Annotated in this window: 15 protein-coding genes; 5 read left to right on the top strand and 10 right to left on the bottom strand. The window is 66.9% G+C overall.

The annotated features are described in order from the left end of the window. Positions 1-5 precede the first annotated feature (5 nt). Together DAT37_RS23445 and DAT37_RS23440 are read left to right on the top strand one after the other, a co-directional pair. On the top strand, positions 6-1562 hold the full coding sequence (locus tag DAT37_RS23445; protein WP_232839941.1) for a polyamine aminopropyltransferase: 1557 nt from the start codon (positions 6-8) through the stop codon (positions 1560-1562). Between the two features lie 34 nt (positions 1563-1596). Then, positions 1597-2157: a GNAT family N-acetyltransferase gene (locus DAT37_RS23440; RefSeq protein WP_109526967.1), complete on the top strand. Its 561-nt coding sequence runs from the start codon at positions 1597-1599 to the stop codon at positions 2155-2157. Between the two features lie 35 nt (positions 2158-2192). Here DAT37_RS23440 and DAT37_RS23435 read toward each other — a convergent pair whose 3' ends face one another. Then, the gene (locus DAT37_RS23435) at positions 2193-2708 is read right to left on the bottom strand and encodes an SRPBCC family protein (RefSeq protein WP_109526966.1); all 516 of its coding nucleotides are present in this window, start codon (positions 2706-2708) and stop codon (positions 2193-2195) included. Beyond that, positions 2701-3039: an ArsR/SmtB family transcription factor gene (locus DAT37_RS23430; RefSeq protein ID WP_109526965.1), complete on the bottom strand. Its 339-nt coding sequence runs from the start codon at positions 3037-3039 to the stop codon at positions 2701-2703. The genes DAT37_RS23435 and DAT37_RS23430 overlap by 8 nt, the downstream gene beginning before the upstream one ends. An 86-nt stretch (positions 3040-3125) precedes the next feature. Between DAT37_RS23430 and DAT37_RS23425 the strand changes: the two genes are divergently transcribed. Both DAT37_RS23425 and DAT37_RS23420 read left to right on the top strand, forming a co-directional pair. Continuing rightward, entirely contained in the window at positions 3126-3617 is a 492-nt protein-coding gene (locus tag DAT37_RS23425) for an SRPBCC family protein (RefSeq protein WP_109526964.1), read from the top strand. 123 nt (positions 3618-3740) lie between these two features. Further along, positions 3741-4373, top strand: coding sequence for a hypothetical protein (locus DAT37_RS23420; protein ID WP_109526963.1), 633 nt, complete (start codon positions 3741-3743; stop codon positions 4371-4373). 67 nt (positions 4374-4440) lie between these two features. On the opposite strand, the gene DAT37_RS23415 is transcribed toward DAT37_RS23420, so the two are convergent. The 8 genes from DAT37_RS23415 to DAT37_RS23380 all read right to left on the bottom strand — a co-directional run bounded on the left by DAT37_RS23415 (position 4441) and on the right by DAT37_RS23380 (position 11540). Next, positions 4441-4872, bottom strand: a complete 432-nt coding sequence (locus DAT37_RS23415) for a DUF4189 domain-containing protein (protein WP_109526962.1) — start codon at positions 4870-4872, stop codon at positions 4441-4443. A 161-nt stretch (positions 4873-5033) separates the two neighbouring features. Continuing rightward, positions 5034-5438, bottom strand: coding sequence for a metal-sulfur cluster assembly factor (locus DAT37_RS23410; protein WP_109526961.1), 405 nt, complete (start codon positions 5436-5438; stop codon positions 5034-5036). Then, entirely contained in the window at positions 5435-5917 is a 483-nt protein-coding gene (gene sufU / locus DAT37_RS23405) for a Fe-S cluster assembly sulfur transfer protein SufU (protein ID WP_109526960.1), read from the bottom strand. The genes DAT37_RS23410 and sufU overlap by 4 nt, the downstream gene beginning before the upstream one ends. Before the next feature lie 3 nt (positions 5918-5920). Further along, positions 5921-7183 (bottom strand): cysteine desulfurase, encoded by a 1263-nt coding sequence (locus DAT37_RS23400; RefSeq protein WP_109526959.1) that lies wholly within the window; start codon positions 7181-7183, stop codon positions 5921-5923. A gap of 1 nt (position 7184) precedes the next feature. Continuing rightward, a complete protein-coding gene (gene sufC, locus DAT37_RS23395) occupies positions 7185-7964 on the bottom strand; it encodes a Fe-S cluster assembly ATPase SufC (protein WP_109526958.1) in 780 nt (259 codons plus the stop codon). 38 nt (positions 7965-8002) lie between these two features. Beyond that, positions 8003-9214: a Fe-S cluster assembly protein SufD gene (gene sufD, locus DAT37_RS23390; protein WP_109526957.1), complete on the bottom strand. Its 1212-nt coding sequence runs from the start codon at positions 9212-9214 to the stop codon at positions 8003-8005. Continuing rightward, positions 9214-10650, bottom strand: coding sequence for a Fe-S cluster assembly protein SufB (gene sufB / locus DAT37_RS23385; RefSeq protein ID WP_109526956.1), 1437 nt, complete (start codon positions 10648-10650; stop codon positions 9214-9216). The genes sufD and sufB overlap by 1 nt, the downstream gene beginning before the upstream one ends. Next, positions 10647-11540, bottom strand: a complete 894-nt coding sequence (locus DAT37_RS23380; protein WP_109527355.1) for a helix-turn-helix transcriptional regulator — start codon at positions 11538-11540, stop codon at positions 10647-10649. The genes sufB and DAT37_RS23380 overlap by 4 nt, the downstream gene beginning before the upstream one ends. A 347-nt stretch (positions 11541-11887) precedes the next feature. Here DAT37_RS23380 and mptB point away from each other — a divergent pair, with 347 nt between their 5' ends. Beyond that, entirely contained in the window at positions 11888-13630 is a 1743-nt protein-coding gene (gene mptB / locus DAT37_RS23375; protein WP_408637428.1) for a polyprenol phosphomannose-dependent alpha 1,6 mannosyltransferase MptB, read from the top strand. Positions 13631-13673 lie beyond the last annotated feature (43 nt).

Raw genomic sequence — 13673 nt, 5'->3', positions numbered from 1 at the left:
GCACAGTGACCGCCGTCGTCGTACGCCCTCTGCCGGTGCGGGTCAGAGCGGCTCGCGTGGCGCTGCTCGCCACCGCGTTCATCTGCGCGGCCTGCGGTCTCGTCTACGAACTGTCGCTGGTCACCCTCGGCAGCTATCTGCTCGGTGACACCGCCGCGCAGGCCTCGATCACCCTGAGCGTCATGGTCTTCGCGATGGGGTTGGGCGCACTCGCCGCGAAACCGCTGCGCAAGTACGCGGCGGCGGCCTTCGTCGCGGTCGAATTGGCGTTGGCGCTGCTCGGCGGGCTTTCGGTGCTCGCGCTCTACGCCGCCTACGCCTGGCTCAACATCTACACCTCCGCGCTGATCTTCCTCGCGATGCTGCTCGGCATACTGATCGGCGCGGAGATTCCGTTGCTGATGGAACTGCTGCAACGGATCCGCAGGCAGGAACCAGGTAGCGCCGTCGCCGATCTGTTCGCCGCCGACTACGTCGGCGCACTGCTGGGCGGATTGGCTTTCCCGTTCCTGCTGCTGCCGCTGTTCGGGCAGATCCGGGGCAGCCTGATCGTCGGCGTCGTGAACGCGGTCGCCGGACTCACCGTGGTGTTCGTGCTGTTCCGAACGGAATTGCCGCGACGCTCGCGCTGGGTGTTCGGCGCGCTCACCGCGGTCGTCGCGGGCGTGCTCGTCGGCAGTTATCTCTACGCCGACCGCTTCGAGGCCACCGCGCAGCAGGCCCTGTTCGCGCATCCGATCGTGTGGCACGAACAGACCAGGTACCAGAGCATCGTTCTCACCGAATCGGTGTCGCCGTTCGGCACCCCGGATGTGCGGCTGTTCCTGAACGGGGATCTGCAATTCTCCTCGGTCGACGAGTACCGCTATCACGAGGCGCTGGTCCATCCGGCGCTGGCGGGTGCGCGGCGCGAGGTTCTCGTCCTCGGCGGAGGCGACGGCCTGGCGTTGCGCGAGATCCTGCGCTATCCGGACGTCGAGCGGATCACCCTGGTGGAACTGGATCCGGAGATGATCACCCTCGCCCGCACCGATCCGCGCCTGGTCGAGTTGAATCGCCGCGCGTTCGACGACCGGCGGGTACGCGTGATCAACGCCGACGCCTTCTCCTGGCTGCGCACCGATCCCGGCGCCTTCGACGCGGTGATCGTCGACCTCCCCGATCCGGATCAGACCTCGATCGCCAAACTCTACACCAAGGAGTTCTACGCGATGACCGCCGGCGTGCTCGCCCCCGGCGGCACGCTGGTCATCCAGTCCGGTTCGCCCTTCTTCGCGCCTCGGTCGTTCTGGTGTATCGAGACCACCGTCCGCGCCGCCGAACTGCGGACCCTGCCGTATCACGTCGACGTGCCGAGTTTCGGCGACTGGGGTTTCGTGCTCGCCACCCGCGACACCGAACCGAGGCTTCGGCTCGACCCGCCCGCCGGGTTGCGGTCCCTCGACACGCCGAGTCTGGCCGCCGCCGCGACCTTCGCCCCCGACCGCCGCGATCCCGGTTCACCGGTATCGACGCTGATGCATCCGGTCATCATCGACCTCGAACTGCACGAGTGGCGCTGAGGTCCGCGGCTCCGGATCCTGGCAAACTGGCGGCATGGACTCCGTCACGGCGATCGTCCCGATGGGCCTCGGCCATCTACGTCAGGTGCTCGATCTCGGGCACGAAGTGTTCGACGTCACCGCCAAGCCGTATACATCGTGGTCGCTGACGTCGGTGGCCGAACATCTCGACAGTCCGGACGGGGCGTGCTGGGTGGCGCTGGATTCGGATCGGGTGGTCGGCTTCGTCCTCGGTTCGATGGAATTCGAACTCCGCGACGACTGGGCCTACCTGGAGTGGATCGCCGTCGCCCCCGATATGCAGGGCCAAGGTATCGCCAAACGGCTGGTCGACATCTGCTCGGACGCGCTGTTCGCCCGGGGCGCCCTCCGCATCGTCACCGACGTGGAGGGCCGCAATACCGCCTCGGCCACCCTGATGAAACGCAGCGGATTCACCGCGGCGGCGTCGGTGACCCTGTTCGTCCGCCCCAATCCCGCCGAGCCCGAGACCGATCCGGAGGTGGGGTTGCCCCCGATCGCCCCCGGCACCAAACGCGCGCTGATACGACGCGGACGACTGGCGGGCGACAATCGAGCGAACCGCCCGCGCTGACCGGTCGGCCGCGACCGGCGCCGCACCCGGTCGTCTCAGGGCAGGATCGTCTCGTATTCGCCGCGCAACTCCTCGAGTTTCGGCCAGAACGTCGCCGGTGAGCGCTCCTCGAGACGATCGCGCAGGAAGTCCAGGTGCGTGTGCCAGCCGGAGGCCACATTCACCATCTCGTCCCGTGACGGCAACCTGCTGTGGGTGACCACCAGGCGCACCTTGTCGTCCACCGGGTCGAGTTCGAAGGTCACCACCGAATCCGCGAGGTCACCCCCGGTACTCCAGGTGTGGCGCAACAGGCGCGGCGGATCCCAGGCGAGCACCTCGCCGTGGCGTCGATCGGCGACCTCGGCCGGATCTCCCTCGCCGGTGAGTTCGTGGATCCGGAAGACATGGTCGACCCGGCCGCCGGTGTGCTGTTCGAGCAACCCGCCCGCCAGCCAGGTGGCGCGTTTGTCGACATCGGTCAGATATGCCCAGACCCGCTCGATGGGTCCGGGCAGGATCCGCTCGACGCGGATCGTGGCCGCGTCGACGACCTCACCGTATTCACTCACCGTGATCCTCCTGTAGCAGTGCGGTTTCCAGGGCGTCGAGACTCTCGTTCCAGAATCGTTCGTAGAAGCGCATCCATTCGACGCCGTCGCGCAGCGGGCCCGCGTCGAGTCGACAGATATGTGTCCGCCCCCGCACACTGCGCCGCACCAGCCCCGCCCGCTCCAGCACCTTGATGTGTTTGGACGCGGCCGCCAGCGAGATGTCGAACGGTGCGGCGAGCTCACCCACGCTGCATTGCCTGCGGGCCAGGCTGCGCAACATCGACCGGCGCGTGGAATCCGACAGCGCGTGGAACACCACGTCGAGACGATCCCGAGAACTCTCAACCATACGGTTGAATATCTCGCATTCCGGCGCTACTGTCAACCAATCGGTTGAATATCGCGGCCGATTCCCCGCATCGAACGGAGTGCGCCATGACCGACCAGAGTTTCACCACCACCATCGGCACCGACCGAACCCCCGAAGCCGTCACCGCCGCCGTCACCGACGTACGCGGCTGGTGGTCCAGATCCCTCGTGGGCGACTCCGCCCGACCCGGTGACGTGTTCACCTACGAAGTTCCCGGCGTGCACCGCAGCACCATCGAAGTCACCGAGGTGGTGCCGGGACAACGGGTGGTCTGGCGGGTGCTGGACAACCGGATCGCCTTCGTCGAGGACCAAACCGAATGGAACGGCACCGAGATCCGCTTCGACGTCACCGCGACCGAGGGCGGCGCCGAACTCCGATTCACCCACGTCGGCCTGGTCCCCCGATTCGAATGTTTCGAGGCCTGCCGCAGAGGCTGGACCTACTACATCGAACAGAGTCTCGGAGGGCTGATCACCACCGGAACCGGCCTGCCCGACGACGAACCACAAGCCGTCGCGCTGTCACGGACGCAAAGCGAGACGACCTCGCGGTAACCACCGACTCCCCCGGACGATGGACGGCCCGACGGCGCTCACCATCCGGACCCGTTAGCTACTCGCTGGTCACTTGCTGAGCGGTCGACAAATCGATGGTCGTTCCGGTTACGCTGTGCGGTCATGACGGGGATGTGGCGTACCGGGAAACACCTGGCTCTCGGCGGGATCGCGGCGGCATTGGTGATCGCTTGCGGCACATCGGAACTACCCGTGGCCGAACCCGAGGCCCGAACGGTGGCGACCACCGAATCGGTGTGCACCGCCTTCGAATCCAGCGACGAGGTGTTCACCAGTGAACAGCGTCCGGGCCGGATCACCATCCGTATCCCCCGGCTACCGGGCTGGACGTTGTCCTGGGTCAACGGCTCCTCCCCCGGATTCATGGTGAACCGTTTCGACCTGCCGACCGACAGCGGCGGCCTGGGCTCCGCGATGGTGACCATCGCGACGTACAACGCGCTGGCCGATATCGATTCCGCGCTCGCGCATCTCACCCTGGTGCGTGCGACGGCTCCGGGCTGGCGTCAATCGGGTTCGGAGAGCATCGAAGTGTGCGGCGTCCGGGGTCTGCGGGTCACCGGCACCGCGCCCAGCGCCGGTATCGATATCCACTACGAATATCTGGAACTCGCGTTCCGGGCCCCGACGGGAGTGCACCCGGTTCAGGTGAGCAGCCAGGTGAAGGTCGCGGATCTGCCGCGCTACCGCACCGACCTGACGACCATCCTCGGTGGCGTGCACATCGATCCGTGATCACGGCAGGACATTCCGGAACGAAGGGGTGCGGACCACGTCCGCACCCCTTTCTCGTTGCGTGCGATCAGTTCGCGTTCGCCGTGCACGCGGAGAGCGCGACCGTCGCGGGCCGGGCCTGCGCGCTGCCGAGATCGGGGAAGGGCGGAGCGGATTCGCCGAGTGCGCCGATCGCGAACTGCTCGGCCTCGGTGCGGGTGCCCGCCGCCGCCCAGCCGTACGCGCCGTCGGCTCCCCTGGCGATCGCGGCACAGCCGTCGACGAAGCGCTGCACCAATTCGCAGTCGTAGACCGCGCATTCGCGAATGGCCTCGGCGTCGGCGCGGACCCGGCTCGGCTGGTCGACCGCGGCGACCACCTTGCCGGTGCTCTTCGACACCGCCAGCGTCCCGTAGTACTTGCCCGCCGCGGCGGCGGGACCCGACCCCACCCCGACGATGGCGAGAGCGGCGGTCGACGAGACGGCGACCACCAGGGCCGACTTGCGCAACACGGACACGAAAAGAACTCCCCGTTAGAGAACGACAACGGGGCGATCTTGCTCGTGTCGAACCGGATTGTCCAGCAATTCTTTTCGGAGCCGACGGCTATCGTTCCCCGGCCTGGTCACGGCACGAAAAAGCCGCCCCGCGGTACGGGGCGGCTACGACGACGCCGGAATCAGACGGTGAAGCCGAGTGCGCGCAGCTGCTCCCTGCCGTCGTCGGTGATCTTGTCCGGACCCCACGGCGGCATCCAGACCCAGGTGATCTCCAGGTCCTCGACCAGACCGCTGCGGACCAGGGCGTTGCGGGTCTGATCCTCGATGACATCGGTGAGCGGACAGGCCGCCGAGGTCAGGGTCATATCGAGTTTCGCGATCTCGTTCTCGACCGCGATGCCGTAGACCAGTCCGAGATCGACCACGTTGATGCCGAGTTCCGGGTCGACGACGTCGCGCATCGCCTCCTCGATGTCCTCGAGGTGTTTGATCTCCTCCGCCGACAGCTCGACCTTCTCGGGCTGTTCGACCGTTTCGACCGCTTCTGTCGTATCAGTCGTCTCCGTTGCCGATGTCTCACTCATGACGTAGCCCCATTCGTGCCCATTGTCCGCTTGGCGTCCTCCGCCGAGGTTATCCGGACCACCGCGTCCTTGAACGCCATCCAGCCCAGCAGCGCGCATTTCACGCGAGCCGGGTACTTCGATACTCCGGCGAGCGCGATACCGTCGCCGAGCACATCCTCATCGCCCTCGATGGTGCCGCGGCTGGAGATCATCTCGCTGTAGGAGTCGACCACCTTCAGCGCCTGTTGCACCGGCAGCCCGATCACCTGATCCGCCAGGATCGAGGTCGCGGCCTGACTGATCGAGCAGCCCTGCCCGTCGTAGGAGACGTCGGCGACATCACCGTCGTCGCCGATGTGGACGCGCAGAGTCACCTCGTCACCGCAAGTCGGGTTCACGTGGTGCACTTCGGCGCCGAACGGTTCCCGCAGCCCGCGATGATGAGGATGTTTGTAGTGGTCCAGGATCACTTCCTGGTACATCTGCTCCATACGCATGTGTTATTCAACCCCGAAGAAGCTCTTGGCCTTCCGCACGGCCGCGACCAGTGCGTCGACCTCGTCGAGCGTGTTGTAGACGGCGAAGGAGGCCCGCGCCGTCGCCGCGACGCCGAAACGGCGGTGCAGCGGCCACGCGCAGTGGTGCCCGACCCGGATCGCCACGCCCTGATCGTCGAGGATCTGGCCGACGTCGTGCGCGTGGATGCCGTCGACGACGAACGCCACCGCGCCACCGCGCTCGACGTTCTCGGTCGGGCCGACGATCCGCACGCCGGGGATCGCGGCGAGACCGGCCAGCGCGGCGTCGACGAGCGCGTGTTCGTGCGCGGCCACGGCATCCATGCCGATGGCCTCGAGATACCGCACCGCCGCGCCCAATCCGATCACCTGCGAGGTCATCGGCACGCCCGCCTCGAAACGCTGCGGGGGCGGGGCGTAGGTGCTGTGATCCATGAAGACGGTTTCGATCATGGAGCCGCCGGTGATGAACGGCGGCGTCTGCTCGAGCAGCGCGCGACGTCCGAAGAGCACGCCGACACCGGAGGGTCCGAGCATCTTGTGCCCCGAGAAGGCGGCGAAATCGACGCCGAGTTCACGGAAGTCCACCGGCATGTGCGGCACCGACTGGCAGGCGTCGAGTACGACGAGCGCGCCGACCGCCTTCGCGCGGCGCACCAGTTCGGCCACCGGCGCGATCGCCCCGGTGACATTGGACTGGTGGGTGAACGCGACAACCTTGGTGGCGGGCGACAATTCGAGCGAGTCGAGATCGATCCGCCCGTCCTCGGTCACGGCATACCACTTCAGGGTGGCCCCGGTCTTGCGCGCAAGCTCCTGCCACGGAACGAGATTCGCGTGGTGTTCCAACTCGGTGATGACGATCTCGTCACCCGGTCCGACGTGGTACGGGAACCGCTCGTCGGCGAAGGAGTAGGTCACCAGGTTCAGCGATTCGGTCGCGTTCTTGGTGAAGACGATCTCGTCGGCTTCGACACCGACGAAACGGCCGATATCGGCGCGGGCGCCCTCGTAGGCGTCGGTCGCCTCCTCGGCCAGCTGATGCGCGCCGCGATGCACCGCCGAATTACTGGTGATCAGGAAATCGCGTTCGGCGTCGAGCACCTCGGTCGGTCGCTGCGACGTCGCGCCGGAATCCAGGTACACCAACGGCTTCCCGTCACGGACCGTACGGCTCAGGATCGGGAAATCGGCCCGGACCCGGGCCACGTCGACGGCGTTGCCCGTCACGGACGCTGCTGTCATATCAGGCTCCAGCTGTAGCTGTCTGGGTAGTGAAACGCACGTAGCCGTTGGCGTCGAGTTCCTCGGCGAGTTCGGGGCCGCCCTCGGCGACGATGCGGCCGCCGACGAAGACGTGCACGAACTGCGGCTGGATGTAGCGCAGGATGCGGGTGTAGTGGGTGATCAGCAGCACGCCGCCGTTCTCACGCTCCCGGTAGCGGTTGACGCCCTCGGAGACGATCCGCAGCGCGTCGACGTCGAGACCGGAATCGGTTTCGTCGAGGATGGCGATCTTCGGCTTGAGCAGGCCCAACTGCAGGATCTCGTGGCGCTTCTTCTCGCCGCCGGAGAAACCCTCGTTCACGCTGCGCTCGCCGAAGGCGGCGTCGATCTCGAGTTCGCCCATCGCCTCCTTCACCTCTTTGACCCAGGTGCGAAGTTTCGGGGCCTCGCCGCGGACCGCCGTGGCGGCGGTGCGCAGGAAGTTCGACATCGAGACACCCGGCACCTCGACCGGGTACTGCATCGCGAGGAACAGCCCCGCCCGCGCCCGCTCGTCGACCGGCATCTCGAGGACGCTCTCACCGTCGAGCGTGATCGAGCCCTTGGTCACCGTGTACTTGGGATGTCCGGCGATCGCGTAGGACAGCGTGGACTTACCCGAGCCGTTGGGGCCCATGATGGCGTGCGTCTCACCGGATTTCACGGTGAGGTCGACACCCTTCAGGATCTTGATGGGCTCGCCCGCCTCGTCCGGGTTGGCAACCTCGACGTGCAGGTCCTTGATCTCCAAGGTGGTCATCGAATTCGAATTCCTTCGTGGGAGTTGATGTGTGCGGATCAGACGCCGATGGCGGCGAGTTCGACCTCGATGGCCGTCTCCAGCCGCTGCCTGATCTCGGGGACCGCGATCTTCTGGATGATCTCGTGGAAGAAGCCGCGGACGACCAGTCGCCGCGCCACATCCTCGGGGATACCGCGGGCACGCAGGTAGAACAGCTGCTCGTCGTCGAAACGACCGGTGGCACTGGCGTGTCCGGCGCCCGCGATCTCGCCGGTCTCGATCTCCAGGTTCGGCACCGAATCGGCGCGCGCGCCGTCGGTGAGCACCAGATTGCGGTTCACCTCGAACGTGTCGGTACCCTCGGCGGCCGCGCGGATCAGCACATCGCCGACCCACACGGTGCGGGCATCGCCCTTGGGCGAATGCGGATCACCCTGCAACGCGCCCTTGTACAGCACATTCGATTTGCAGTTGGGCTGCGAGTGATCGATCAGCAGGCGCTGTTCGAAATGCTGCCCCGCGTCGGCGAAGTACAGGCCGAGCAGTTCGGCGTCGCCGCCGGGACCGTCGTAATTCACCCTGCCGGTCAGGCGCACCAGATCACCGCCGAGTGTGACGGCGATATGGCGCAGCGTGGCGTCGCGGCCGAGTTTCGCGTGATGCGCGGTCGCGTTGACGGCGTCGTCGGCCCAGTCCTGCACCGCGACGACGGTCAGCTTCGCACTGTCACCGAGCACGAATTCGACGTTCTCGGCGTAGGTTCCGCTACCGTGCTGATCGATGACCACCGTGGCGACCGCGAAATTGCCGAGTGCGATCTGCAGGTGACCGAAGGCGGTCTTGCCCTCGCCGGGACCGGTGACCGTGATGACGACCGGTTCGGCGACCTCGGTCTCGGCGGGCACCGACACCACGGTGGCTGTGTCGAAACCGGAATACGCCTGCGCGGCGACCCGGTCCGCGGGCACACCGGCCCGGCCCAGGCGAGCGTCGTCGCGTGCGACGGTTTCCACCGTCACACCCTCGACCGCGCCGATCTCGACGGTGGCCGCGCCGTCGCGGGTCGCGCTGCCGTCGTGCAGACCGCGCAACCTGCGCAGCGGGGTGAACCGCCATTCCTCGTCACGACCCGAAGGCACCTCGAAGGCGTCCACGTCGAACGAGGTGAAGACCTCGCCCTTGTTGGTCGCCGCGCCGGCACCCGGGTTCTGGATCGGCTTGATCGTCGGGTTCTCGCCCTCGACCGCTCCGATTACGCCAGTCGCCATCAGCCGACGGCTCCTTCCATCTGCAGCTCGATGAGCCGGTTCAGTTCCAACGCGTATTCCATCGGCAGTTCCTTGGCGATGGGCTCGACGAAGCCGCGCACCACCATCGCCATCGCCTCGTCCTCGCTCATACCGCGACTCATGAGGTAGAACAGCTGATCCGCCGACACCTTCGACACGGTCGCCTCGTGGCCCATGGTCACGTCGTCCTCGCGGATGTCGACGTAGGGGTAGGTGTCGGAGCGGCTGATGGTGTCGACCAGCAGCGCGTCGCATTTCACCGTCGACTTCGAGCCGTAGGCGCCCTTGTTGACCTGGACCAGGCCGCGGTAGGACGCGCGACCGCCGCCGCGCGCCACCGACTTCGACACGATGGTCGATGAGGTGTGCGGCGCCAGGTGCAGCATCTTCGCACCGGTGTCCTGGTGCTGGCCCTCGCCCGCGAACGCCACCGAGAGCACCTCGCCCTTGGCGTACTCGCCGGTCATCCAGACCGCCGGGTACTTCATGGTGACCTTGGAGCCGATATTGCCGTCGATCCATTCCATGGTCGCGCCCGCCTCGGCCTTGGCCCGCTTGGTGACCAGGTTGTAGACGTTGTTCGACCAGTTCTGGATGGTCGTGTAGCGGCAGCGGCCGCCCTTCTTCACGATGATCTCGACCACCGCGGAGTGCAGCGAATCCGACTTGTAGATCGGCGCTGTACAGCCCTCGACGTAGTGCACGTAGGCGCCCTCGTCGACGATGATCAGGGTCCGCTCGAACTGGCCCATGTTCTCGGTGTTGATCCGGAAGTAGGCCTGCAACGGGATGTCGACCTGCACGCCCGGCGGCACGTAGATGAACGAGCCACCCGACCACACGGCGGTGTTCAGCGCGGAGAACTTGTTGTCACCGGCCGGGATCACCGAACCGAAGTACTGCTCGAAGATCTCCGGGTGCTCGCGCAGACCGGTGTCGGTGTCCATGAAGATGACACCCTGCTTCTCCAAGTCCTCACGAATCGAGTGGTAGACCACCTCGGACTCGTACTGCGCGGCGACACCGGCGACCAGACGCTGCTTCTCCGCTTCCGGGATGCCGAGCCGGTCGTAGGTGTTCTTGATGTCCTCGGGCAGGTCTTCCCAGCTTTCGGCCTGCTTCTCGCTCGAGCGCACGAAGTACTTGATGTTGTCGAAGTCGATGCCGTCGAGGTTGGAACCCCAGTTCGGCATGGGCTTGCGATCGAAGATGCGCAGCGCCTTGAGTCGCTGTTCGAGCATCCACTCGGTCTCGTTCTTCTTGGCCGAGATGTCGCGGACGACAGCCTCGGACAGGCCTCGTTGCGCGCTGGCACCGGCCGCGTCCGAATCGCTCCAGCCGTAACCGTATTTGCCCAGGGAAGCGATGGTCTCTTCCTGAGTGAGCGGTTGCACCTGGTCGGTGGTCGTCGTCATTCGGCACTCCTTCCGGAGTCGTTCGTTCGTACCGCCGCGGGCTGTGCGACGGTGGATGGAGAAGTTTTCGGGGTGGGCATCACCATCAGCGGCACGTGCGTCGTGCACGCGCAGTCACCGTTGGCGATCGTGGCGAGCCGCTGCACATGGGTGCCCAGCAGTTCGCGGAACACCTCCAGCTCGGCCTCGCACAGTTGCGGGAATTCTTCCGCGACGTGGGCGACCGGGCAGTGGTGCTGGCAGATCTGCACGCCCGCACCCACCTTGCGGGTGGTGGCGGCGAAACCCGCTTCGGTGCACGCTTCGGCGATCTCCTCGGCCTTGGCCTCGGTTTTCTCCGGGGTGTGCTCACCGACCGCGTCGATCCCGGCCACGATAGTGCGTGCCCGTCTGCGCGCGAATTCGGTGATGGCCTGCTCGCCGCCGATCTCACCGAGTTGCCGGATCGCGGCACCGGCGAGATCGTCGTAGGCGTGACCGAGTTTGCCCCGGCCGGTCGCCGTCAGCTGGTACTGCTTGGCGGGACGGCCGCGCCCCTTCTGCTGCCACGGCGCGGAACGAGCCGCGCGTGCCTGACCGGAATCGATCAGGGCGTCGAGGTGACGGCGCACGCCCGCGGGGGCGAGACCGAGTCTCGTTCCGATCGCGGTCGCGGTGATCGGCCCCTCTTCGAGCAGCAACTGCACGATGGCGGCTCGTGTCGGTCCTTCCGCGCCCGCCGGGACGGAGGCAGCGGAGGACGCGGCACCGGCCGGACGACCGGCCCTTCCGTCGCTTTTCCGCAAGCCCACGCTTTTCACAACATCAGTGTGGCGGAATTCGTTCCCGAAATCTAATAAGGGTGCCCTGACTAGAAGTAGGGCTCTACCTGCGGAAAATCGGACATCCATGCGTGTGACCGTGCGAAACGTCGGCTGCGCGCGGTGTCCGACCGCCATCGTGAGTGACGCGCAGCACACCGCGTGAATCCACACATCGGGTCCACGCGACGTGCGGAATTCGATAATCACCCCGGCGGCGCACCCGGCTCGGCACCTCCACGAGCCGAGACGGCCACAACGTCGACGCGAGCAGGGTCGCGGTGACGACCTCCGACGGAGGCACCGGCCGACGTCGACCGGTTGCGAGCCCACCGGGATCGGCCCGCTCGGGCACCCCCGAACCCCGTCGCGAACAGGGGATCAGCGCCGTGCTTCCGACCACGGAACGCCCACCCCCGATCGGCTACGCTGACCCGGTGAAGTCAGGCCAACAGGGTGAAGACGGTGTCGATGACGATCGATCCGCCCCCTCGAGAACCCTGACCCGACTGCGCGCGACCAAGCCGTTCGCCTCCGCCGTCGCCCTCGGCAGGCGCGTCATCGGAATCGATGTCCCGCCCGATCACACCGTCAGCGAAGCGCTGCACGTCAACGAACCCGAAGCCGCCGGTCTCAACGAGACCGAGACCGGCCAGCTGCGCCGGGTCCGACTGCTCGGCGCGACCGGTTCGGTGATGATGGCGATCGGCGCGCTCGGACTCGGCGCGCAGCCGACATTGCAGAACCCCACCTACGGCAAGGCCATCCTCGGTCTGCCCGCGCGGGTCCACAGTTCCGGGCTCGCGGTGACCATGCTCGGCACCGTCATCGTCATGCTGGCCTGGCTGCTGCTCGGGCGGTTCGCGCTCGGCCTGCAATCGAATCGGGTCCGCAGGCTGAGCCGGTCGCAACTGGATCGCACGCTACTGCTGTGGATCATCCCGCTCTCGGTCGCGCCGCCGATGTTCAGCCAGGACGTGTATTCCTATCTGGCCCAGGGCGAGATCGCGGCGCGCGGACTCGATCCCTACGACGTCGGCCCGGTGACCGGACTGGGCCAGGACCATGTGCTCACCCGCAGCGTCCCGAATATCTGGCAGAACTCCCCCGCGCCGTACGGTCCGCTGTCGATCTGGTTCGGCAAGGGCATCGCGGAACTGACCGGCGAGAACATTCTGGCCGGTGTACTACTGCATCGCCTGCTCGCGCTGGTCGGCATCGCGTGCATCGTGTGGGCGTTGCCGCGTCTGGCGCAGCGCTGCCGCGTCTCCGGTGTCGCCGCGCTGTGGCTGGGCGCCGCGAATCCGCTGGTGATATTCCACCTGGTGTCCGGTGTGCACAACGAGGCGATGATGATCGGCCTGATGCTGGTCGGGCTGGAACTGTGCCTGGCCGCGCTCGGTCGCACCGGCCCGATACGCGGTCACACCCTGACCCTGTTACTGGCGGGCACGACGGTGATCGCGCTCTCGGCCACCGTCAAGATCCCCTCGATGCTCGCGCTCGCGTTCGTCTGGATGGCCTTGGCCAGACGGTGGGGCGGCAGTTGGCGCGCGATCTGCAGCGCGGCGCTGCTGCTCGGCGCCACGACCGCGACGGTGCTGCTCGCGGTGTGTTTCGGCAGCGGACTCGGCTTCGGCTGGATCGACACGCTCAACACGGCGAGCACGGTGCGCAGCTGGATGTCACTGCCGACGGCCCTGGGCGTCGCCACCGGATTCGGCGGCGTTCTGCTCGGTCTCGGCGATCACACCACGGCGCTGCTCAGCATCACCCGTCCGATCGCCGCCGCGGCCGCCGCGCTGATCGTGGTGCGTCTGCTGATCGCCACCTGGAGTGGTCGCCTGCATCCGGTGGGCGCGCTCGGCGTCGCGTTCGGCGCGGTCGTGCTGCTGTTCCCGGTGGTGCAGCCGTGGTACCTGCTGTGGGGCATCGTGCCGCTGGCCGCGTGGGCCAACCGGCCCGCCTTCCGCGTCCCGGCGACGGTGGCCTCGGCGACGGTGGCCGTACTGCTGATGCCGTCGGGCAGCGACATCACCCCGTTCGTCCTCATCTACGCCGCGGCGATCACCATCGTCACCTGCCTGCTGATGATTCTGGCCACCCGCAAATCGCTGCCGTGGCGGTTGAACAGATCCGGCGCGGAGAACGCGCTGCCCGCGGCGCGGTCGGGCGACTGACCGTGCGGGGGTGTCTTCCAGGTCACATCGGCCCGAGGCATAC

It is taken from the genome of Nocardia aurea (genome assembly GCF_003123685.1).
GTDB classification, from domain to species: domain Bacteria; phylum Actinomycetota; class Actinomycetes; order Mycobacteriales; family Mycobacteriaceae; genus Nocardia; species Nocardia aurea.
This window is presented reverse-complemented; position numbering and strand designations above follow the sequence as displayed.